The 21,179-nt window shown below is 62.8% G+C and carries 22 protein-coding genes; all 22 read left to right on the forward strand.

The features are described from left to right. The first annotated feature begins 42 nt into the window (after positions 1 to 42). The 22 genes from efp to ENHY17A_RS11300 all read left to right on the forward strand — a co-directional run bounded on the left by efp (position 43) and on the right by ENHY17A_RS11300 (position 21,173). Positions 43 to 606: an elongation factor P gene (efp, locus tag ENHY17A_RS11200; RefSeq protein ID WP_159712743.1), complete on the forward strand. Its 564-nt coding sequence runs from the start codon at positions 43 to 45 to the stop codon at positions 604 to 606. Between the two features lie 141 nt (positions 607 to 747). Beyond that, on the forward strand, positions 748 to 1,563 hold the full coding sequence (locus ENHY17A_RS11205) for an inositol monophosphatase family protein (RefSeq protein WP_159712745.1): 816 nt from the start codon (positions 748 to 750) through the stop codon (positions 1,561 to 1,563). 234 nt (positions 1,564 to 1,797) lie between these two features. After that, positions 1,798 to 2,172 (forward strand): NADH-quinone oxidoreductase subunit A, encoded by a 375-nt coding sequence (gene ndhC, locus ENHY17A_RS11210; protein ID WP_159712747.1) that lies wholly within the window; start codon positions 1,798 to 1,800, stop codon positions 2,170 to 2,172. Between the two features lie 3 nt (positions 2,173 to 2,175). Beyond that, the gene (locus ENHY17A_RS11215) at positions 2,176 to 2,718 is read left to right on the forward strand and encodes a NuoB/complex I 20 kDa subunit family protein (protein WP_159712749.1); all 543 of its coding nucleotides are present in this window, start codon (positions 2,176 to 2,178) and stop codon (positions 2,716 to 2,718) included. Between the two features lie 2 nt (positions 2,719 to 2,720). Then, complete coding sequence (locus tag ENHY17A_RS11220; RefSeq protein WP_159714523.1) at positions 2,721 to 3,692, forward strand: NADH-quinone oxidoreductase subunit C; 972 nt, start codon at positions 2,721 to 2,723, stop codon at positions 3,690 to 3,692. A 138-nt stretch (positions 3,693 to 3,830) separates the two neighbouring features. Then, positions 3,831 to 5,045 (forward strand): NADH-quinone oxidoreductase subunit D, encoded by a 1,215-nt coding sequence (locus tag ENHY17A_RS11225; protein WP_443018313.1) that lies wholly within the window; start codon positions 3,831 to 3,833, stop codon positions 5,043 to 5,045. Beyond that, entirely contained in the window at positions 5,042 to 5,251 is a 210-nt protein-coding gene (locus ENHY17A_RS14755; RefSeq protein WP_236547899.1) for a hypothetical protein, read from the forward strand. The genes ENHY17A_RS11225 and ENHY17A_RS14755 overlap by 4 nt, the downstream gene beginning before the upstream one ends. After that, positions 5,244 to 5,921: a complex I 24 kDa subunit family protein gene (locus ENHY17A_RS11230; protein ID WP_159712753.1), complete on the forward strand. Its 678-nt coding sequence runs from the start codon at positions 5,244 to 5,246 to the stop codon at positions 5,919 to 5,921. Before ENHY17A_RS14755 ends, ENHY17A_RS11230 begins: the two co-directional genes overlap by 8 nt. After that, on the forward strand, positions 5,918 to 6,091 hold the full coding sequence (locus ENHY17A_RS11235) for a hypothetical protein (RefSeq protein ID WP_201296390.1): 174 nt from the start codon (positions 5,918 to 5,920) through the stop codon (positions 6,089 to 6,091). The genes ENHY17A_RS11230 and ENHY17A_RS11235 overlap by 4 nt, the downstream gene beginning before the upstream one ends. Beyond that, positions 6,088 to 7,395, forward strand: coding sequence for an NADH-quinone oxidoreductase subunit NuoF (gene nuoF / locus ENHY17A_RS11240; RefSeq protein WP_159712755.1), 1,308 nt, complete (start codon positions 6,088 to 6,090; stop codon positions 7,393 to 7,395). Before ENHY17A_RS11235 ends, nuoF begins: the two co-directional genes overlap by 4 nt. Then, positions 7,392 to 8,000, forward strand: coding sequence for a hypothetical protein (locus tag ENHY17A_RS11245; RefSeq protein ID WP_159712757.1), 609 nt, complete (start codon positions 7,392 to 7,394; stop codon positions 7,998 to 8,000). Before nuoF ends, ENHY17A_RS11245 begins: the two co-directional genes overlap by 4 nt. A gap of 11 nt (positions 8,001 to 8,011) precedes the next feature. Beyond that, positions 8,012 to 10,012 carry an NADH-quinone oxidoreductase subunit NuoG gene (nuoG, locus tag ENHY17A_RS11250; RefSeq protein WP_159712759.1) on the forward strand — a complete coding sequence of 667 codons (2,001 nt, stop codon included), beginning with the start codon at positions 8,012 to 8,014 and terminating at the stop codon, positions 10,010 to 10,012. Then, positions 10,009 to 11,085, forward strand: a complete 1,077-nt coding sequence (gene nuoH, locus ENHY17A_RS11255) for an NADH-quinone oxidoreductase subunit NuoH (RefSeq protein WP_159712761.1) — start codon at positions 10,009 to 10,011, stop codon at positions 11,083 to 11,085. The genes nuoG and nuoH overlap by 4 nt, the downstream gene beginning before the upstream one ends. A gap of 3 nt (positions 11,086 to 11,088) precedes the next feature. Then, positions 11,089 to 11,574 carry an NADH-quinone oxidoreductase subunit NuoI gene (gene nuoI / locus ENHY17A_RS11260; RefSeq protein ID WP_159712763.1) on the forward strand — a complete coding sequence of 162 codons (486 nt, stop codon included), beginning with the start codon at positions 11,089 to 11,091 and terminating at the stop codon, positions 11,572 to 11,574. A 135-nt stretch (positions 11,575 to 11,709) separates the two neighbouring features. Further along, positions 11,710 to 12,321: an NADH-quinone oxidoreductase subunit J gene (locus tag ENHY17A_RS11265; RefSeq protein ID WP_159712765.1), complete on the forward strand. Its 612-nt coding sequence runs from the start codon at positions 11,710 to 11,712 to the stop codon at positions 12,319 to 12,321. Beyond that, positions 12,318 to 12,623, forward strand: coding sequence for an NADH-quinone oxidoreductase subunit NuoK (gene nuoK / locus ENHY17A_RS11270; RefSeq protein ID WP_159712767.1), 306 nt, complete (start codon positions 12,318 to 12,320; stop codon positions 12,621 to 12,623). The genes ENHY17A_RS11265 and nuoK overlap by 4 nt, the downstream gene beginning before the upstream one ends. A gap of 7 nt (positions 12,624 to 12,630) precedes the next feature. Then, positions 12,631 to 14,730: an NADH-quinone oxidoreductase subunit L gene (nuoL, locus tag ENHY17A_RS11275; protein ID WP_159712769.1), complete on the forward strand. Its 2,100-nt coding sequence runs from the start codon at positions 12,631 to 12,633 to the stop codon at positions 14,728 to 14,730. Positions 14,731 to 14,737: 7 nt separating this feature from the next. Next, positions 14,738 to 16,309, forward strand: coding sequence for an NADH-quinone oxidoreductase subunit M (locus tag ENHY17A_RS11280; protein WP_159712771.1), 1,572 nt, complete (start codon positions 14,738 to 14,740; stop codon positions 16,307 to 16,309). Next, complete coding sequence (gene nuoN / locus ENHY17A_RS11285; protein ID WP_159712773.1) at positions 16,309 to 17,769, forward strand: NADH-quinone oxidoreductase subunit NuoN; 1,461 nt, start codon at positions 16,309 to 16,311, stop codon at positions 17,767 to 17,769. Before ENHY17A_RS11280 ends, nuoN begins: the two co-directional genes overlap by 1 nt. A 59-nt stretch (positions 17,770 to 17,828) precedes the next feature. After that, the gene (locus tag ENHY17A_RS11290; protein ID WP_201296449.1) at positions 17,829 to 18,590 is read left to right on the forward strand and encodes a biotin--[acetyl-CoA-carboxylase] ligase; all 762 of its coding nucleotides are present in this window, start codon (positions 17,829 to 17,831) and stop codon (positions 18,588 to 18,590) included. A 19-nt stretch (positions 18,591 to 18,609) separates the two neighbouring features. Beyond that, positions 18,610 to 19,404: a type III pantothenate kinase gene (locus ENHY17A_RS11295; RefSeq protein WP_159712777.1), complete on the forward strand. Its 795-nt coding sequence runs from the start codon at positions 18,610 to 18,612 to the stop codon at positions 19,402 to 19,404. Between the two features lie 131 nt (positions 19,405 to 19,535). Next, positions 19,536 to 21,173, forward strand: coding sequence for a ribonuclease J (locus ENHY17A_RS11300; RefSeq protein ID WP_159712779.1), 1,638 nt, complete (start codon positions 19,536 to 19,538; stop codon positions 21,171 to 21,173). Positions 21,174 to 21,179 lie beyond the last annotated feature (6 nt).

Consider the following 21,179-nt stretch of genomic DNA (forward strand, 5'->3'; position numbering starts at 1 on the left):
AGGCCACGCCTTCTCGCTCTTTCGCATGAACAGGTTCCAACCATGAAGATCAGCGGCGTGGACATTCGTCCCGGCAACATCATCGAATATGAAAAAGGCATCTGGCGCGCGGTCAAGATCCAGCACACCCAACCCGGCAAGGGCGGTGCGTATATGCAGGTGGAACTCAAGAACCTGATCGACGGGCGCAAGAACAATGTCCGCTTCCGCTCGGCGGAATCGGTCGAGCGCGTGCGGCTCGACACCAAGGATTTCCAGTTCCTGTTCGCCGACGGCGAAACGCTGACCTTCATGGACAAGGACAGTTACGAACAGATCACGCTCGACCGCGGCGTGCTCGGCGATGCGGCGGCGTTCCTGCAGGACGGCATGGACGTGGTGATGGAGCTCTATGACGAGCGTCCGATCTCGGTCCAGTTGCCCGATACGATCGAAGCGATGATCGTCGAGGCGGATGCGGTGATCAAGGGGCAGACGGCGTCGTCCTCGTACAAGCCTGCGGTGCTCGACAATGGCGTGCGCATCATGGTGCCGCCGCATATCGGTGCGGGCACGCGGATCGTTGTCGATGTGTATGCGCAGGAATATGTGAAGAGAGCGGAATAGTCTTCTTTAGCCCCTCCTCTTTAGGGGAGGGGTTGGGGTGGGGCGGTGCCTCCATCCCGACATTCTCCGCAACCAAATCCGGCGTGCGCGGAGACGCCCCACCCCAACCCCTCCCCTGAAGGGGAGGGGCAGGAGCACGACATGGTATCCCATTCCGGCCTCATCAGCGTCATGGAGCGCGCCGTCCGCAAGGCAGCGCCGCGCCTGCGCCGCGATTTCAACGAAGTCCAGCAGTTGCAGGTCAGCCGCAAGGGGCCTGCGGATTTCGTATCGATGGCCGACCGCCGCGCGGAAGACACGCTGATCGAGGAATTGCGCCGCGCACGTCCCGATTGGGGTTTCCTGGTCGAGGAACGTGGCGAGATTGAGGGCGATCCCGACAAGCCGCGCTGGATCATCGATCCGCTCGACGGCACCAGCAACTTCCTCCACGGCATCCCGCACATCGCCATTTCGGTCGCGGTCGAAGACCCGCGGGGCGCGCAGGGCAAGCCCGAAATTACCCACGGCATGATCTATCAGCCGCTGACCGACGAGGGGTTCTGGGCCGAAAAGGGGCGTGGCGCGTGGTTGCAGGACCAGCGGCTGCGCGTGTCGTCGCGCCGCGACCTGACCGAATCGCTGATCGCCACTGGCATACCCTATATGGGCCACGGCAATTTCGCGCAGTGGAGCCGGATTTTCGGCGCGGTCGCGCCTGAGGTTGCGGGTATCCGCCGCTTCGGATCGGCGGCACTCGACCTCGCCTGGGTTGCGGCGGGCCGGTATGACGGTTTCTGGGAAGCCGATCTGAAACCCTGGGACGTTGCGGCCGGAATGCTGCTGGTGCGCGAAGCGGGCGGGTTCGTCACCGATTTCCGCGGGAGCGACCGGGCGATGGAGCGTAGCGAGTTTCTGGCCGCCAACGACCAGTTGCATTCGCGGCTGCACAAGCTTGTGGCGAACGCTTTGCGGTAATTTCGTCACCCCGGCCGAAGTGCAGGGGTCCACCGCGCGGCGCGGGAAGCGCGTCGATATCTTGCGATGGACGAGCGGCACGGTGGACCCCGGCACTTCGGCCGGGGTGACGGTAGGAACTAGCCGCCACACACCACCTAATTGCGAGCGATTCTCAAGGGTTTCCGGCCTTGCCCCACCGGGGCGAGCGGCCTAGAAGCCCGGCATATTCACGAACCTTTGCGAGAAGCTGAGTTGGTCGATCTTTCGCAATATCTGCCGATCCTGATATTCCTCGGCATCGCGCTTGCGCTGTCGGTGGCGTTCGTCGTGCTGCCGATGATCGTGTCGCGCTTCACCGGCGCGCATCAGCCGTTTCCGGAAAAGCTCAGCGAATATGAATGCGGCTTCCCCGCGTTCGAATCGTCGCGCAGCCAGTTCGACGTGCGTTTCTATCTGGTCGCCATCCTGTTCATCATCTTCGATCTCGAAGCCGCTTTCCTGTTCCCCTGGGCCGTCACCGTGTTCGACCTGGGCTGGTCCGCATGGATCGCGATGATGGTGTTCCTGGGCATCCTGACCGTCGGTTTCATCTATGAATGGAAATCCGGCGCGCTGGATTGGGAATAAGACATGAACCAGCTTTCTCCAGCCGCTCCCGGCAGTGCGATCATCCAGCCCGACGCGTCGTTCTTCAACGACCTGAATGGTGAGCTGGACAATAAGGGCTTCCTGGTCACCTCGACCGAAGACCTGTTCCAGTGGGCGCGCACCGGCTCGCTGTGGTGGATGACGTTCGGCCTGGCGTGCTGCGCGGTCGAAATGATCCACGTCAACATGCCGCGCTACGATATGGAACGCTTCGGCGCCGCGCCGCGCGCATCTCCGCGCCAGTCGGACGTGATGATCGTCGCGGGTACGTTGTGCAACAAGATGGCCCCGGCACTGCGCCGCGTATACGACCAGATGTCGGAGCCGAAATACGTCATCTCTATGGGATCGTGCGCCAATGGCGGCGGCTATTACCATTATAGCTACAGCGTCGTGCGCGGATGCGACCGGATCGTGCCGATCGACATCTATGTGCCCGGCTGTCCGCCGACCGCCGAGGCTCTCCTGTACGGGGTGATGCAGTTGCAGCGGAAAATCCGCCGCATGGGAACGGTCGAGCGATGAGCGTGCGGACCGCAGCCCCCCGATATGCGGCCAATGACGGCGTGATCGACGCGGCGCGCGCTGCGCTGGGGTCGATGCTGGTCGACGCGCGCGACAAGGTTGGCGAAGTTGCGCTGTTCGTCGGTCGCGACGATGTGGTGCCCGCACTGACCGCGCTGCGCGATACGCCTGGCCTTGAATATCAGCAGCTCATGGAAATGGCGGGAGTCGATTACCCGGAACGCGCAGAGCGGTTCGAGGTCGTTTACTGCCTGCTCTCGCTGACGCGTAACCACCGCATCCGCGTGCATGTCTCTACCGACGAAGTGCAGGCCGTACCGTCGGTGACGGGCATCTGGCCGGTTGCGGGCTGGCTGGAGCGTGAGATCTACGACATGTACGGGGTGCTGTTCGACGGCAACCCCGACCTGCGCCGCATCCTGACTGACTATGGTTTTCGCGGCCATCCGCAGCGCAAGGACTTCCCGCTCACCGGCTATGTCGAGCTGCGCTATTCGGAAGAGGCCAAGCGCGTGGTGTACGAGCCCGTGCAACTCGCGCAGGATTTCCGCACCTTCGATTTCATGAGCCCCTGGGAAGGCGCGGAATATATCCTTCCCGGCGACGAAAAGGCCGCGCCTACAGCCACTCCGGCACCTGCCGCGCCCGAAGCCAAGGGCGCGCCGACGCCGCTAAAGGCCGACGAGATCGCCAAGGCGGATGCCGCGACCGACGCCAAGGCGGACGTCGACAAGCCGAAGACCACCGAAAGCACCGCGCAATCGGGTGCGGGCGAGAGCGATCCCGGCAATCAGCCCGAGGACAAGCCCAAAGCGCCGGCCAGGAAGAAGCCGGCGGCCAAAACCAGCAAAGGTGCGAGTGCCAAGGCTGCAAAGCCGGTATCCGACACTGCCGACGAACCCGCGCCGCCGGTGGATGCGAAGAAGGCGCCCGCAAAGCGCAAGGCCGCGCCGAAGAAGGGTGCTTCGGAATGACCTTTTCCCCGTTCGCACTGAGCTTGTCGAAGTGCTGTAATTTTTTTCCGCCGTTCAAAGAAGGACAGGGCTTCGACAAGCTCAGCCCGAACGGTGGTGGTGTGAATGAGGCCCATCATGGCTGACGTGATCGAAGAAATGCAGGGTCGTACCGACGCCGCCGATCCTAGCGTTGGCGATGTCGAGATCCAGAACTACACGATCAATTTCGGACCGCAGCATCCGGCCGCGCATGGCGTGCTTCGTCTGGTGATGGAGCTGGACGGCGAGATCATCGACCGGATCGATCCGCATGTCGGCCTGCTCCACCGCGGCACCGAAAAGCTGATCGAATACAAGACCTATCAGCAGGCCTTACCCTATTTCGATCGGCTCGATTATTGCTCGCCACTCTGCATGGAGCATAGCTTCGTGCTGGCGGTCGAAAAACTGCTCGACCTCGAAGTGCCGATCCGCGCGCAGTACCTGCGGGTGTTTTTCGCCGAGCTTACGCGCATTTCGAACCATATGCTCAATCTGGGCGCGCACATGATGGACGTCGGCGCGATGACGCCGAACCTGTGGGTGTTCGAAATCCGCGAGGATTGTCTCAATTTCTTCGAGCGCGTGTCGGGCGCGCGGATGCATTCCAACTATTTCCGCGTCGGCGGCGTGCATCAGGATGCGCCGCTGAAGCTGCTTGCCGATATCGGCGACTGGCTCGATACGCGCCTACCCAAATTGTTCGGCGACGCGATGAGCCTGGTCATCGAGAACCGCATCTTCAAACAGCGCAACGTCGATATCGCCGTGGTCAGCCGCGACGACGCCATTGCCTGGGGATTTTCGGGTCCGATGATCCGCGCAGCGGGCATTCCGTGGGATCTGCGCAAGTCGCAGCCCTATGACGTGTACGACCGCATGGATTTCGAAATTCCGGTCGGGACCAAGGGCGATTGCTACGACCGGTTCATGGTCCGGGTCGAGGAAGTCTATCAGTCGATCCGCATCATGAAGCAGTGCCTGGCCGAAATGCCCGAAGGTCCGATCGCCTCGCTCGACCGCAAGGTGGTGCCGCCGAGCCGCGGCGAGATGAAGCAGTCGATGGAAGCGCTGATCCATCACTTCAAACTCTATACCGAAGGCTATCACGTCCCCGCAGGCGACGTGTACGTCGCGACCGAAAGCCCCAAGGGCGAATTCGGCGTGTATCTGGTCGCCGACGGATCGAACAAACCCTATCGCTGCAAGATCCGCCCGACCGCGTTCAGCCATTTGCAGGCGATGGACTTCATGTCACGCGGCCACATGCTGGCGGACACGACCGCGATCCTTGGCGCGATGGATATCGTGTTTGGGGAGTGTGACCGGTGACGCCCTTTACGCTTGTTGATAATCCCAAATGGTCACAATGGGTCGTTGTCCTAGTTGGCATTCCAGCGCTTGTGGTCAGCGTTTTGGGGCTGACTGAAACCATCAATCCCGTTGTTCTGTGGGTAGCCTTGCCGGTTTTTGTCGGCGTCGTGGGACTTCAGGCTCTCGCTGCGGTTGGGCATTACGAAGGTTACCGGAATGGCTGACGCACCCATTATCCCCGACGAAGCCGAAGTCCGCGCGCGCTGGGGGGCGTTCGCATGGGACGACGCCAGCGCCGAAAAGGCGAAGGAAATCATCGCGCGCTATCCGCCGGGTCGCCAGCAATCGGCGACGCTGCCTTTGCTCGACCTCGCACAGCGTCAGGTGGGGGCGGAGACGAATACGCAGGGCTGGCTGCCGGTCCCGGTGATCGAATATGTCGCGCGTGAAATCGGCGTGCCCTACATGCGCGTGTATGAAGTCGCGACCTTCTACACGATGTACAATCTTGCCCCCGTCGGCCGCTATCATGTGCAGGTGTGCGGCACGACGCCGTGCATGTTGCGCGGGTCGGACGACGTGCTGTCGGCGTGCAAGAACCACGGCCTGCAAAAGGGCAAGACCACGCCCGACGGCCTGTTCATGCTGACCGAGGTCGAGTGCATGGGCAATTGCGCCAACGCGCCGATGGTCCAGATCAACGACGATAATTTCGAGGATCTGGATTACGACAAGACCTCCGCGATCCTGACCGCGCTTGCCGCTGGCGAAGCGCCCAAGCCGGGTCCGCAGAACGACCGCCACACGTCGGAGCCGGAGGGCGGGCCGACGACCTTGCGTGAAATGGTGGATGCCAATCACGATTATCGCGGTGCATGGGGGCAGAGGGCATGAAAGCGCTCGGCTCACTCCTCCTCGCCATCGCCATTGGCGTGATCGCGCTGTGGCTGCTGCTCGAATTGTTCATCGGCGCATTGAAGCTGGTCGGCATCTTGATCGCGGTGGCGATCGCCGTTGGCGTCTATTTCATCGCTGAAAAAATGATCGGGAAGGGGCGGCAATGACGCTCGCTGACAAGGACCGCATCTTCACCAATCTCTACGGGTTCCAGCCGTGGAATCTGGACGCGGCGCAAGCGCGCGGCGATTGGGACGATACCAAATCTTTGCTCGATATCGGGCAGGACGCGATCATCGACCGCATCAAGGCGTCCGGCCTGCGCGGTCGCGGCGGCGCGGGCTTTCCGACAGGCATGAAGTGGAGCTTCATGCCCAAGGAGCCGCGGCCCGATCGCCCCAATTTCCTGGTCATCAACGCCGACGAATCCGAACCCGGCAGTTGCAAGGACCGTGAGATCATCCGCCACGATCCTCACAAGCTGATCGAGGGCGCGCTGGTCGCGGGCTTCGCGATGCGCGCGCGCGCGGCCTATATCTACATTCGCGGCGAATATATCCGCGAAGCCGAGGTGCTGTTCGCGGCCATCGCCGAAGCGTACGCCAAGGGCCTGATCGGCAAGAATGCCTGTGGTTCGGGCTATGATTTCGACGTGTTCTGCCACCGCGGCGCGGGCGCGTACATCTGCGGCGAAGAAACCGCGATGCTCGAAAGCCTGGAAGGCAAGAAGGGCCAGCCGCGCCTGAAACCGCCTTTCCCGGCGGGTGCGGGCCTTTATGGCTGCCCGACGACGGTCAACAATGTCGAATCGATCGCGGTGGTGCCGACCATATTGCGCCGCTCGCCCGAATGGTTCGCCGGTATCGGTCGACCGAACAATGTCGGGACCAAGCTGTTCCAGATCAGCGGCCATGTCGAGCGCCCTTGCGTGGTCGAGGAAGCGATGAGCATCCCGTTCCGCGAGCTGATCGAGAAGCATTGCGGCGGCATCCGCGGCGGGTGGGACAACCTGCTCGCGGTGATCCCCGGCGGCTCGTCGGTGCCGCTCGTCCCCGCGGCGCAGATCATGGACGCGCCGATGGATTTCGACGGGCTGAAGGAGCTCGGATCGGGTCTGGGCACCGCAGCGATCATCGTCATGGACAAATCGACCGACATCGTCCGTGCGATCAGCCGTATTTCATACTTCTACAAGCATGAAAGCTGTGGCCAATGCACCCCGTGCCGCGAAGGCACCGGCTGGATGTGGCGGGTGATGGAACGGCTGCGCACCGGCGATGCCGATGTCAGTGAGATCGACACGCTCTACGAAGTCACCAAGCAGGTCGAAGGCCACACCATTTGCGCGCTGGGCGACGCAGCAGCCTGGCCGATCCAGGGCCTGATCCGCCATTTCCGCCCCGAAATCGAACGGCGGATCACCGAGCGTAATGGCAGCGGCAATGCGCCGATGATGGAGGCAGCGGAATGAACAAGTTTGTGATGATTGCAAGCGTGGCCGCAAGTGTGCTGGCCTTGTCGTCGAGCCCGGCGGTCGCGCAAAAGCGGAGCGATGCAGACCGCGTCATGCAGACCTATGCCCAGTGCGTGGTCAACGGTCGTCCGGCAGAAGCGCGGCGGATCCTGACGCTGAGCCCTGAAACGAAGGAGGCGGATGACGCCGTGCTGGCGATTTCGGATGGCCGTCAAGGGTGTCTGCGGACGAATGCGGGGAGCAAGCTCAGGATGCAGACTCCAGCGCTTCGCGCTGCCATCGCGCGCCAACTTTATCTGCGCGATGTCACCGTTCCGCCTGCTGAAACGACGGTGAACACCTCCGCCCCCTTTACCGGAAGCGGCAAGGCGCAGCTCGTGTCGCAGGATGTGGCGCGGTGTGCCGCGACGCGCGATGCGGTTGCCGCCGACATGCTGATCCGCGCGGATGTGCGATCGGATGCGGAAAAGAGCGCGCTCCAGCGCCTGATGCCGGTCATTTCCAGCTGCACCCCCACCGGCGCGCGACTTGGCTTCAACCGTGACACATTGCGCGGGCATCTGGCCGAAGCGCTGCTCGCTGCTCGCGCGACTGGCGCATAGGATCGTCTGGAATGCCCAAAGTCAAAGTCGACGGGATCGAACTGGAAGTCCCCCAAGGCGCCACGGTGCTGCAGGCGTGCGAGCTTGCGGGCAAGGAAATCCCACGTTTCTGTTATCACGAACGCCTGAGCATTGCGGGCAATTGTCGCATGTGCCTGGTCGAGGTGAAGCCGGGTCCGCCCAAGCCGCAGGCGTCGTGCGCGCTTCCGGCTGCCGACGGACAGGAGATCCGCACCGACAGCGCGATGGTGAAGGCCGCGCGCGAAGGCGTGATGGAGTTCCTGCTCATCAACCACCCGCTCGATTGCCCGATCTGCGATCAAGGCGGCGAATGCGACTTGCAGGATCAGTCGGTTGCGTACGGTCGCGGCCACTCGCGCTACACCGAAAACAAGCGCGCGGTGACCGAGAAATATATGGGTCCGATCGTGAAAACGGTGATGACCCGCTGTATCCAGTGCACCCGCTGCGTGCGGTTTGCCGAGGAAGTCGCGGGCGTCGAGGAAATCGGCGCGATCGGTCGCGGCGAGAATATGCAGATCACGTCCTACCTCGAAAAGGCCGTGACCTCGGAGCTTTCGGGCAATGTCGTCGATCTGTGCCCGGTCGGCGCGCTGACCTCGAAACCCTATGCGTTCGAGGCACGTCCGTGGGAGCTGAAGAAGACGCTCGCCATCGACGTGATGGATGCCGTCGGCACCAACATCCGCCTCGACAGCCGGGGCCGCGCGGTATTGCGCGCGCTGCCGCGGATCAACGAGGACGTGAACGAGGAATGGGCGCACGACAAGACGCGCCACGCGGTGGACGGCCTTAGCCACCGCCGCCTCGACAAGCCCTATGTGCGCCGCGACGGCAAGCTGATCCCGGCGACCTGGGACGAGGCGTTCGAGGCGATCGCCGCGGTCCAGGCCGGGTCGAGCGTTGCCGCGATCCATGGCGATCTGGTCGATTGCGAGACGCTGTTCGCCGCCAAGGCGCTGGTGACGGCGATGGGCTCGTCGCTGCTCGAAGGGCGGCAAACCGGCATGGATTATAATGCGACCTCGATGGCCGCGGTCAATTTCAACACCACGATTGCGGGGACGGAGGATGCCGACGTCATCCTGATCGTCGGATCGAACCTCCGTCACGAAGCGCCTCTCGTCAACACGCGCATCCGCAAGGCGGTGAAGCGCGGGGCGAAGGTGTTTGCGGTGGGTCCGGAAACCGACCTGACCTTTCCGGTCGAATGGCTGGGCGACGACTTGTCGCTGCTGGGCAATCTGCCTGAGGCGGCGTCGATGGCGTTCGACAAGGCTGAACGGCCGATGGTGATCGTCGGCGGTGCGGCGCTGAAGAATGGGCATGGCGGGGCGCTTGCGCTGGCGAAATCGCTCAATCTGGTCCGTGACGGTTGGAACGGCTTCAACGTCCTGCACATGGCGGCAAGCCGCATGGGCGGGCTGATGCTCGGTTACGCCCTAAAGGGTGGCATCGCCGATGTCGCCGCCGCAGCACCCAAGCTCGCGTTTTTCCTGGGGGCGGACGAAGTCGATTTCGCGAAGTTCGAGAACAGCTTCAAGGTGTTCATCGGCCATCACGGCGACAAGGGCGCGCACGCGGCCGACGTGATCCTGCCGGGCGCAAGCTATGCCGAGAAGCCCGGCACCTACGTCAACCTCGAAGGCCGCGTGCAGCGTGGCGACCGCGCGGTGTTCCCGCCCGGCGACGCGCGTGAGGATTGGACGATCCTGCGGGCATTGTCGGAAAAGCTGGGCCACAAACTGCCGTTCGACACCTTCGAACAGTTGCGTAGCGCGATGTTCGCCGAAGTGCCCGCGCTGGCGAGCGAAGGGTTGGTGCGCTTCGACTGGAATCCGCCCGCGCTCGCGAGCGACGCGTCGGGGTCGGTCGCCTATCCGATCGCTGATTTCTATCTCACCAACGCCATCTGCCGCGCATCGCCGACGATGCAGCGCTGCTCGGCAGAACTGGTCCACGGCCAGGATTATGCGGAGGCCGCGGAATGACCGAAGCGTTCCAACGTCCACTGTGGACTCCGTTTGGCCCTTGGGATTTGGGGCTATCCTACGACGCAGCGTGGCTTCTTGCGACGGTCGCGGGCATTCTGCTGATCGCATTGCCGCTGATGCTGGCGGTGGCGATGATCATCTATGTCGATCGTAAGATCTGGGCATCGATGGCGCTGCGGCGCGGCCCCAATGTGGTCGGGCCGTTCGGCCTGCTCCAGTCGTTTGCGGACGGTTTGAAGGTTTTCCTTCAGGAAACGATCATCCCGACCAGCTCGAACAAGGGGCTGTTCCTGCTCGCGCCGATCATCACCTTCACGATCGCGCTGATCGCGTGGGCGGTGATCCCGTTCGATGCGGGTGTGGTGCTGGCGGACATCAATGTCGGTCTGCTCTACATCCTCGCGGCGTCGTCGCTGGGCGTGTATGGCGTCATCATGGCGGGTTGGGCGTCCAACTCGAAATACCCCTTTTACTCGGCGCTTCGTGCGGCGGCGCAGATGGTGTCCTACGAAGTCGCGATCGGCTTCGTCCTCATCTCGGTCGTGCTGTGGGCGGGGACGTTCAACCTGTCGGCGATCGTCGCGGCGCAGCAGGGGCATGTGCTGGGCTTCCTCAACGGCTTCGGCTTCAACCCGCTGATCTTCCCGATGGCGGTGGTGTTCCTGATCTGCGCGCTGGCGGAAACCGCGCGCGCGCCGTTCGATCTGACCGAAGCGGAAAGCGAATTGGTCGCAGGCTATCAGACCGAATATTCGTCGATGGCGTTCGCTTTGTTCTGGCTTGGCGAATATGCCAACGTGCTGCTGATGGCGACGCTGAACGCGCTGCTGTTCTGGGGCGGGTATCTGCCGCCGGTCGATTGGGCACCGCTTTATGCGATCCCCGGCATCCTGTGGCTGTTCCTCAAAATCTTCATCTTCTTCTTCATCTTCTCCTGGGTGAAGGCGACGGTGCCGCGCTTCCGTTATGACCAGTTGATGCGGCTGGGCTGGAAGATTTTCCTGCCGCTATCGCTGATCTTCGTCGTCCTGATCTCAGGCTGGCTGATGTTCCAGAGAGTGGGTCTTTAAGTCATGAATGTCGCCCAACTCGTCCGTTCGTTCACCCTGTGGGAATTTGTTAAGGCGCACGCGCTGACGCTGCGTTATTTCTTCAAGCCCAAGGCGACGATCAACTATCCGTTCGAGCGCAATCCGGTCAGCCCGCGCTTCCGTGGCGAACACGCGCTGCGCCGTTATCCCAATGGCGAGGAACGCTGCATCGCGTGCAAGCTGTGCGAAGCGGTGTGCCCGGCGCTGGCGATCACGATCGAGGCTGAGCCACGCGAGGACGGCAGCCGCCGCACTACGCGCTACGACATCGACATGACCAAGTGCATCTATTGCGGGTTGTGCCAGGAAGCGTGCCCGGTGGACGCCATCGTCGAGGGGCCGAATTACGAGTTCGCCACCGAAACCCGTGAAGAGCTGATCTATCACAAGGACAAATTGCTTGCGAACGGCGACCGCTGGGAGCGCGCGATCGCCGCGAACCTTGCCGCCGATGCACCGTACCGGTAAGCGCGCGGCAACAGTGGGACATCCGATGATTCATCTCTCCTCCGTCATCCCGGCGCAAGCCGGGATATCCTCGTTTCAGGACGCGCGCTTGCGGCTTGATACCCCTGCTTTCGCAGAGGTGACGGAGATGGGTTCGTGATCCAGGCCTTCGCCTTCTACCTGTTCGCCGCCGTGGTGATCCTGTCGGGTGCGATGACGGTGACGTCGCGCAATCCGGTGCATTCGGTGCTGTGGCTGATTCTCGCCTTTTTTAACGCGGCGGGCCTGATGCTGCTGATCGGGGCCGAGTTTATCGCGATGCTGTTGATCATCGTCTATGTCGGGGCGGTCGCGGTGCTGTTTCTGTTCGTCGTCATGATGCTCGACATCGATTTTGCTGAGCTGCGCGCCGGTTTCGTGCGCTATTTCTGGATCGGCCTGGCGCTTGCCGTGGCGCTGGTTGCGGAGCTGTTCATCGCGGTCGGTGCCTGGAATGCGGGCGCGATCGACATGGCAAACCGGATCGCGCCGATCGATCCCGCCGTGCCGAACATCGAGGCGCTCGGGCGGCTGATGTTCTCGCGCTATATCTACGCGTTCGAGGTTGCGGGCCTGATCTTGCTCGTCGCGATGGTCGGGGCGATCGTGTTGACGCATCGCCAGCGTGGCGGGGTTCGCAAGCAGAACATCTCCGACCAGATTGCGCGCCGGTCGAAGGACGCGACGCGCAACGTCAAACCGCCGGTCGGGCAGGGGGTCGAACTGTGATCGGGTTGAACCACTATCTGGTCGTCTCGGCGATCCTGTTCACGTTGGGCGTGCTGGGCATCTTCGCCAACCGCAAGAATTTGATCGTCATCCTGATGGCGATCGAGTTGATTCTGCTGGCGGTGAACCTGAACCTCGTCGCCTTCTCCGCCTATCTGGGCGACATGGTGGGTCAGGTGTTTGCAATGCTCGTACTGACCGTCGCGGCGGGCGAGGCGGCGATCGGGCTTGCCATTCTCGTCATCTATTTCCGTGGTCGCGGGTCGATCGCGGTCGATGCCGTCAACCGGATGAAGGGGTGATCATTCGGTGATTCAGCTAATCGTATTCCTGCCGCTGATCGCGGCGATCATCGCGGGCTTTTCGAACAAGTCGTTCGGAAGCACGCTGCCCAAGCTGCTGACGACGGGTGCACTGTTCGCGTCCGCCGCGCTGTCCTGGCCGATCTTCATCGGGTTCATGGGCGGCAGCATCGATCCCTATACCGCGCCGGTTCTGCTGTGGATGCAGTCGGGCACGCTGACGATCGATTGGGCGTTGCGCGTCGATGCGTTGACCGCCGTGATGCTCGTGGTCATCACCACCGTCTCGGCGCTCGTCCATCTGTATAGCTGGGGCTATATGGAGGAAGACCCGGATCAGCCGCGCTTCTTCGCCTACCTCTCGCTGTTTACCTTTGCGATGCTGATGCTGGTGACGTCGGACAATCTGGTCCAGATGTTCTTCGGTTGGGAAGGCGTGGGCCTCGCCAGCTATTTGCTGATCGGTTTCTGGTTCAAGAAGCCGAGCGCAAACGCCGCCGCGATCAAAGCGTTCGTGGTCAACCGCGTCGGCGATCTGGGCTTCATGCTCGGCATTTTTGGCATCTATCTGGTGTTCGGCACGGTTTCGATCTCCGAAATCCTGGAGGCTGCGCCTGCGATGGCGGGGTCGACGATCGGCTTCCTGGGGATGCGGCTCGACACGATGACCGTGCTCTGCCTGCTGCTGTTCGTCGGTGCGATGGGCAAGTCAGCGCAATTGGGCCTCCACACCTGGCTCCCCGACGCGATGGAAGGGCCGACCCCCGTTTCGGCGCTGATTCATGCGGCGACGATGGTTACTGCGGGCGTGTTCCTAGTATGCCGCATGTCGCCGATGTTCGAAGTCGCGCCCTATGCGCTCGCGGTCGTGACCGCAGTCGGTGCCGCGACCTGCATCTTCGCCGCGACGATCGGTACGACCCAGACCGACATCAAGCGGGTCATCGCTTATTCGACCTGTTCGCAGCTCGGCTACATGTTCTTCGCAGCGGGCATCGGCGCTTACGGCGCGGCGATGTTCCACCTGTTCACCCACGCATTCTTCAAAGCGCTGCTGTTCCTGGGCGCAGGCTCGGTGATCCATGCGATGCACCATGAGCAGGACATGCGCTTCTATGGTGGTCTGCGGAAGCACATCCCGATCACCTTCTGGGGCATGATGGCGGGTACGCTGGCGATCACGGGCGTCGGCATCTACTGGCTGGGCTTCGGCTTTGCGGGCTTCCATTCGAAGGACGCGATTCTGGAAAGCGCATGGGCGGCAGGCACCGAAGGTTACGGTGCCTTCTGGGTCGGCGTGCTCGCGGCGCTGCTCACCAGCTTCTATTCGTGGCGGCTGATGTTCTTGACCTTTTGGGGCAAGCCGCGCTGGGCGCAGTCCGAGCACATCCAGCACGCAATTCACGACGCGCATGGCCACGGCCATCTCGACGAAACCCACGGCCATGCCGCCGCCCATGCGGACAATCCGCCCGCGCAGGAGGACAAAGGCCATACCCCGCACGAAGATCACGCGGCGGCGCATGAGATCGGCGACGGCACCGGCGGCTACAAGCCACACGAAAGCCCGCTCCCCATCCTGATCCCGCTCGTCTTGCTGTCGGTCGGTGCGGTGTTCGCGGGCTTTGCCTTCCACGACTGGTTCATCGAGCCGCTGGCGGGCGAGGAATTCTGGCGCGGCAGCCTGTATTTCGACGCGCCGCTTGCGGTCGCGATGCACGAAGTCCCGCTGTGGGTGAAGCTATCGGCATCGGTGGTGATGCTGCTCGGCTTGTTCGGGGCCTGGTATGCCTATATCCGCAAGCCCGAGACGCCCGCGAAGTTCACCGATACGTTCCGCGTTCTATACGGCTTCGTGCTCAACAAATGGTATTTCGACGAGCTGTATCACAAGCTGTTCGTGCGCCCCGCCTTCGCCTTTGGTCGCCTGTTCTGGAAGGCTGGCGACGAAGGGACGATCGACCGGTTCGGGCCGAACGGATCGGCGAAGCTGGTCGGGTGGACGAGCCGTCTGTCGGGCCGTCTACAATCTGGATATGTCTATAGCTATGCCTTTGTCATGTTGATCGGGCTGACCGCCGCGGTCACCTGGGCCATTGCGGGTTGATGCGGCGATGAACGGTTTTCCCATCCTGTCCGTGATGCTCGCCGTGCCTGCGCTGGCGGCGGCTGCATGCTTGTATTCGACCGCAGAGCGCGCCCGCTGGGTCGCGCTGATCGCGACGCTCATCAATCTCGGCCTCGGCGCGCTGCTGTGGGTCAACTTCGATCTCGCGGGCGATGCGCCGCAGTGGCAGTTCACCGAATACGCGCCGATCTTCGGCCAATTCGCCTGGGCGCTGGGGATCGACGGCTTCGCGCTGATGCTGATCATGCTCAGCGTGTTCCTGATGCCGATCTGCATCGGGGCGAGCTGGCGCGGGATTACCAACCGGGTGCCCGAATATATGGCGCTGTTCCTGACCGTCGAAGTGCTGATGATCGGCACCTTCGCGGCGCAGGATCTGCTACTGTTCTACGTCTTCTTCGAAGCTGGTCTGATCCCGATGTACCTGATCATCGGCATCTGGGGCGGGGCGAACCGGATTTACGCGAGCTATAAATTCTTCCTCTACACGCTGCTCGGCTCGGTGCTGATGCTGATCGCCATGATCTACATGGCGGTAACCGCGGGCACGACGAGTATTCCCGCGCTGATGGAAGTTGATTTCCCCGCTGGCGTGCAGACCTGGTTGTGGCTGGCGTTCTTTGCGTCCTTCGCGGTGAAGATGCCGATGTGGCCGGTCCATACCTGGTTGCCCGACGCGCACGTTCAGGCACCGACCGCGGGGTCGGTCATTCTGGCGGGCGTGTTGCTGAAGCTTGGCGGCTACGGTTTCCTGCGCTTCTCGCTGCCGATGTTCCCCGAAGCGTCGGCGCAGTTCACCTGGCTGATCTTCCTGCTGTCGGCGGTGGCGGTGGTCTATACCTCGCTGGTCGCGCTGGTTCAGTCGGACATGAAAAAGCTGATCGCCTATTCGTCGGTCGCGCACATGGCGATCGTGACGGTCGGGCTGTTCGCGTGGAACCAGCAGGGGATCGAAGGCGCGATGATCGTCATGCTGTCGCATGGCCTCGTCTCGGGCGCGCTCTTCCTGTGCGTCGGCGTGATTTACGACCGGCTCCACACGCGCGAGATCGCGCGTTACGGCGGCCTCGCGCAGAACATGCCGAAATATGCGGTGCTGTTCCTGTTCTTCACCATGGCGTCGATCGGCCTGCCTGGCACGTCGGGTTTTGTCGGCGAGTTGCTGAGCCTGATGGGGGCGTATCAGGTATCAACCTGGGTCGCGCTGATCTGCACCACCGGGATCATCCTGGGCGCAGGGTACATGCTGTATCTCTATCGCCGCGTGGCGTTGGGCGAATTGAAGCATGACGATGTCCGCGCGATGCCCGATATCGGCAAGCGCGAAACGTGGCTGCTCGCCCCGATCGCCGCGGTCGTGTTGTGGATGGGCGTCTATCCCGAAAGCTTCATGGCACCGATGCGTGCCGATGTCGTGACGCTGCTGGAGCGGATCGACCGTGCCAAGCCGGTCGGCGATTCACGCCCGACCGAGCCGAATGGTGACGCCGTCGCAGCGCAACAGCAGCGGATCGAGGCTGCCGAAAATACCGAAGCTGCGCACGGGGAGGCGCATTGATGACCTGGTCAGCAAATCTGGCGATGACTCTCCCCGAGATCATCCTGTCGGTCGGCGCGATGATCCTGTTGATCGTCGGCGCATGGGGCAAGGAAGCTTCTACCCGCGCGGTCAGCATTACGTCGGTATTCGTGCTTGCAGGCGCGAGCCTGGCGCTGATCGGTCCGGCATCGACCGGGGGCGTCGCGTTCGACGGACTGTACAACGCGGATGCGTTCGCTGCGTTCGCCAAGCTGCTGATCTTCATCGCGGCGGCAGTGGCGATCATCATTGCGCCGCGTTTCTTTCAATTGGGTCCGGGCGACAATCTGCGCCCCGAATATCCGGTGCTGATCCTGCTATCCGCGGCGGGGATGGGGATCATGGTGTCCGCGGGCGACCTGATCACCCTTTACATGGGCCTCGAGCTGCAGAGCCTTGCAGCCTATGTGCTCGCCAGCTTCATGCGCCGCGACAATCGCTCGGCCGAAGCGGGCCTCAAATATTTCGTGCTGGGTGCGCTGGCGAGCGGCATCCTGCTCTATGGCATCAGCCTGGTCTACGGCTTCAGTGCCAGCACCGATTTCCGTACCATTGCCGACGTTTACGGCGAAGCGGCAGCTTCGGGCGAGCGCAATCTGGGCTTGCTGTTCGGACTGGTATTCGTGTTCGCCGGGCTGGCGTTCAAGATTTCGGCGGTCCCGTTCCACATGTGGACCCCCGACGTCTACGAAGGCGCACCAACGCCGGTTACCGCGTTCTTTGCGTCGGCACCGAAGGTCGCGGCGGTAGCACTCGCGGTGCGGGTTGCGGTGGATGCGATGGGTCCGGCGCTGATCGAATGGCGTCAGATCGTGATCTTCGCGGCGCTTGCCTCGATCATCCTCGGCGCGGTTGCGGCGATCGGACAGACCAGCATCAAACGGCTGCTTGCCTATTCGTCGATCAACAATATCGGTTTCGTGCTGATCGGCTTAGCGGCGGGTACGGCAGAAGGCGTCGCAAGCGTCCTGTTCTACCTCGTCGTCTATGTCGTGATGACGCTCGGTAGCTTCATCGTCGTCCTCCAGATGCGCGACGCTGACGGGCAACCGGTCGAGACGATCGCGAGCATGGCGGGCATGTCGCGCACGCGGCCCGGCCTCGCGCTGGCGATGGCGATATTCATGTTCTCGCTCGCGGGCATTCCGCCGCTGCTGGGCTTCAATGCCAAGCTGGCGGTGTTTACGGCAGCCGTGAATGCGGGTCTGTATCCGCTGGCGGTAGCAGGGATCGCGGCGTCGGTGATCGGTGCGTTCTATTACATCAAGATCGTCAAGGTGATGTATTTCGACGATCCAGCGCCGGCCTATGCGGGCAAGACGCCGGTGGTTGAGGGTGGCTTGATCGCTGCATCGGCGATCATCGTGTCGCCGATCGGATGGGTATTGCTCGCGCCGCTGGGCGTTTGGACGGCAGTTGCGGCGCAGGCCCTATTCTGAGCTATGCTCTGATCGACGTCCGTCATGTTGCTGAGACGGGATCGACCAACGCCGATGTGATGGCGCTGGCGCAGGCGGGCGCGGCGGAAGGACTGTGGCTGCGGGCGGATGGCCAGACGGCGGGACGGGGGCGGCAGGGGCGGGCGTGGGAATCGCCGGTTGGCAACCTCTATGTATCGACGCTGGTACGCGTGCGGGCGGGCGATCCGCAGGCTGCGACTTTGGCGCTGGTCGCAGCGGTCGCGCTGGACGAGGCGGTGCGGATGTTCGCGCCCAACCTCGACTCTGGACTCCCGCGCAGGCGGGAGTCCAGAGTAACGAAGGGCAGCGCGCCCCTCCCTGGGTTCCCGCCTGCGCGGGAACACGGCGTGGGTGGGGAGGGGGATTGCCTTTCCATCAAATGGCCGAACGACCTGCTGATCGACGGGGCGAAGCTGACCGGCATATTACTTGAGCGATCCGGCGATGCCGTGGTCATCGGGATGGGCGTCAACCTTGCGCATCACCCCGAAACCCTCGACCGTCCGACCACTAGCCTTGCCGCGCACGGCATTGCGGTCCAACCCGCGCCATTTCTCGACACGCTGGCCGAAATCTTCGCCCGTTGGCTGTCCCGCTGGCGCAGCGAAGGCCTCGTCCCCATCCGCGCCCGGTGGATCGAGCGCGCCCACCCCAGGGGCACCGCGCTTTCCGCTCGCACCGGCGATGGCGGGGTTGTCGACGGGCTGTTCGACGGCCTTGACGAACAGGGCGCACTCATCCTGCGCTTGGCCGATGGCACCCGCCATGTCATGCACGCGGGAGACGTATTTCTGATCTGAACGCAGGAAAGGCGAGGCAATGCTGCTCGCGATCGATGCCGGCAATACCAATATCGTCTTCGCGCTGATCGAGGATGCGGGCGGTGCCAACACCATCCGTGCGCGCTGGCGGATCGCGACCGATCCCCGGCGTACGGCGGACGAATATGCGGTATGGCTCAGCCAGCTTCTCACCCTCGAAGGGCTCGAACGATCGGTTGTGGAGGCCGTCATCATCGGCACCGTCGTCCCGCGCGCGCTACATAATCTCCAGGTCCTCTCGAATAAGTATTTCGGCACCGACGCGGTGATCGCGGGCAAGGGCGATGCGGGGTGGGGTTTCGCGCTCGATGTGGAGGAGCCCGACAGCCTGGGCGCGGACCGTGCGCTCAACGTCATGGCGGGTCATGCCAATCATGGCGGCGACCTGATCATCGTCGATTTCGGTACCGCGACGACGTTCGACGTGGTGGATTTCGCTGGTGCGTATAAGGGCGGGATCATCGCGCCGGGCATCAACCTGTCGCTCGATGCGCTGGTCACCGCCGCCGCCAAGCTGCCACGCATTGCGATCGAGGCACCCGCGACGCGTTCCGTCATCGGGCGCAACACCGTGGACCAGATGCATGTCGGCATCTTCTGGGGCTACGTCGCGATGATGGAAGGGCTTGTCGCGCGGCTGAAGGCGGAGGTCGGGCGACCGGTCAAGGTCATCGCCACCGGTGGCCTGGCGGTGTTGTTCGAAGCGCACACCGATTTGTTCGATGAGGTGGACGCCGATTTGACCATTCAGGGGCTGGCGATGCTATGGGCGAGGGGCCATATTCCCAACTGACCAACTTACTCCGTCATTCCCGCGCAGGCGGGAATCCATAGCCGAAAGGTTGCGGGTTAATCGAAACGATTGAAAATATGGATCCCCGCCTTCGCGGGGATGACGCATTCATTAACGACAGGCGGACCTTAGTGACCCCAGGCAACGAACTGCTTTTCCTCGCGCTCGGCGGATCGGGCGAGATCGGGATGAACGTCAATCTATATGGCACCCAGGGCAAATGGGTGATGGTCGATTGCGGAATCACCTTTGCCGATCCCTTCTATCCCGGCATCGACGTGATCCTGCCCGACCTGAGCTTTATCGAGGAGCGGATCGACGATCTGGTCGGCATCGTGCTGACCCACGGGCATGAGGATCATATCGGCGCGCTCCCCTATTTCGCCGCGGATCTGGGCGTTCCGCTTTACGCGACGCCGTTCACGGCGGGGCTGATCGCGGGCAAGCTCGACGAAGAAGGCATTCTCGACCGCGTAAAACTCAACGTCATCGAGAATGAAGGCAGTTTCAAGGTCGGCCCGTTCGGGTTCCGCTATGTTCCGCTGGCGCATTCGATTCCGGAAGGGAATGCGCTGCTGATCGATACGCCGCACGGGCGCGTCTTTCACACCGGTGACTGGAAGTTGGACGCTGCGCCGCAGCTCGGCACGCCCTCGACGGCGGAGGAACTGAACGCGGTCGGCGATCTCGGCATCCTGGCGATGACATGCGACTCGACCAATGTGTTCAATCCGGAAAGCTCGGGTTCCGAAGGCGATGTCCGCCGCGGGCTGGACGAGGTGATCGCCGCGCAGAAAGGCCGCGTGCTGGTCACGACCTTTGCCTCCAACGCGGCGCGGTTGCAGACGCTGGGCGAGGTCGCGCGCGATTGCGGTCGCGAGATTTGCGTCGCCGGACGTTCGCTCGACCGCATTTTGAAGGTCGCGCGCGCCAACGGCTATCTGCGGGACTTTCCGCCGACGATCGATTTCGACACGGCAATGCGGATGCCCAAGCACAAGGTGTTGATCGTCGCCACGGGCGGACAGGGCGAACCGCGCGCGGCGCTGGCGCGCATTGCCGATGGGTCGCACCAGATCAAGCTCGATCAGGGCGATACCGTCGTATTTTCATCGAAGCAGATTCCCGGCAACGAAATCGCGATCGGCCGCATCCAGAATTCGCTGTCGGAAAAGGGGGTGCGCATGATCACCGACCGTCAGGCGTTCATCCATGTCTCCGGCCATCCCGGTCGCCCCGAACTGGCGGCGATGTACAAATGGATTCGTCCTGAAATCCTGATTCCGGTGCACGGCGAATTCCGCCACATGGCCGAACATGCGCGGTTCGGCATCGAATGCGGGGTGCCTGGCGCGGTGCTGCAATCCAACGGCGACATTATCAAACTGGCACCCGGCACGCCCAAAAAGCTGGGCAATGCGCAGGTCGGTCGACTGGTGTTGGACGGCGACGTGATCCTGCCTGCCGATGGCGGGACGATCAACGATCGGCGCAAGCTGGCAGCGAACGGGCAGATTTCGATCGCGGTCGCACTTGGCCCCAATGGCGGGTTGCGCGGCGATCCCGATATGCGAATTCAGGGCGTGCCGGTCGAGGAAGACCGTGCCGCGTTCATCGCCGATGCGGTCGAGGCCGCCACCGAAGCGGTCGTAGCAGGCGGCAAGGATCACGAGCGACTGCGCGAAGCGATCCGCCTGGCGGTGCGCCGCACCGCGACGCGCTGGACCGGAAAGAAGCCGATCGTCGACGTGTTGATCGTCGAGGCCTGACGCGAC

Source organism: Sphingomonas sp. AX6, assembly GCF_902506605.1.
Taxonomy (GTDB): Bacteria; Pseudomonadota; Alphaproteobacteria; order Sphingomonadales; family Sphingomonadaceae; genus Sphingomonas.

What these genes read in the sequence shown, in the direction of transcription:
- efp (WP_159712743.1), top strand. Translation starts at nt 43, where the DNA reads ATGAAGATCAGCGGCGTGGACATTCGTCCCGGCAACATCATCGAATAT.
- nuoI (WP_159712763.1), top strand. Translation starts at nt 11,089, where the DNA reads ATGAATGTCGCCCAACTCGTCCGTTCGTTCACCCTGTGGGAATTTGTT.
- nuoF (WP_159712755.1), top strand. Translation starts at nt 6,088, where the DNA reads ATGACGCTCGCTGACAAGGACCGCATCTTCACCAATCTCTACGGGTTC.
- ENHY17A_RS11225 (WP_443018313.1), top strand. Translation starts at nt 3,831, where the DNA reads ATGCAGGGTCGTACCGACGCCGCCGATCCTAGCGTTGGCGATGTCGAG.
- nuoH (WP_159712761.1), top strand. Translation starts at nt 10,009, where the DNA reads ATGACCGAAGCGTTCCAACGTCCACTGTGGACTCCGTTTGGCCCTTGG.
- ENHY17A_RS11215 (WP_159712749.1), top strand. Translation starts at nt 2,176, where the DNA reads ATGAACCAGCTTTCTCCAGCCGCTCCCGGCAGTGCGATCATCCAGCCC.
- nuoN (WP_159712773.1), top strand. Translation starts at nt 16,309, where the DNA reads ATGACCTGGTCAGCAAATCTGGCGATGACTCTCCCCGAGATCATCCTG.
- ENHY17A_RS11280 (WP_159712771.1), top strand. Translation starts at nt 14,738, where the DNA reads ATGAACGGTTTTCCCATCCTGTCCGTGATGCTCGCCGTGCCTGCGCTG.
- ENHY17A_RS11290 (WP_201296449.1), top strand. Translation starts at nt 17,829, where the DNA reads ATGGCGCTGGCGCAGGCGGGCGCGGCGGAAGGACTGTGGCTGCGGGCG.
- ENHY17A_RS11230 (WP_159712753.1), top strand. Translation starts at nt 5,244, where the DNA reads ATGGCTGACGCACCCATTATCCCCGACGAAGCCGAAGTCCGCGCGCGC.
- nuoG (WP_159712759.1), top strand. Translation starts at nt 8,012, where the DNA reads ATGCCCAAAGTCAAAGTCGACGGGATCGAACTGGAAGTCCCCCAAGGC.
- ENHY17A_RS11235 (WP_201296390.1), top strand. Translation starts at nt 5,918, where the DNA reads ATGAAAGCGCTCGGCTCACTCCTCCTCGCCATCGCCATTGGCGTGATC.
- ENHY17A_RS11295 (WP_159712777.1), top strand. Translation starts at nt 18,610, where the DNA reads ATGCTGCTCGCGATCGATGCCGGCAATACCAATATCGTCTTCGCGCTG.
- ENHY17A_RS11205 (WP_159712745.1), top strand. Translation starts at nt 748, where the DNA reads ATGGTATCCCATTCCGGCCTCATCAGCGTCATGGAGCGCGCCGTCCGC.
- ENHY17A_RS11245 (WP_159712757.1), top strand. Translation starts at nt 7,392, where the DNA reads ATGAACAAGTTTGTGATGATTGCAAGCGTGGCCGCAAGTGTGCTGGCC.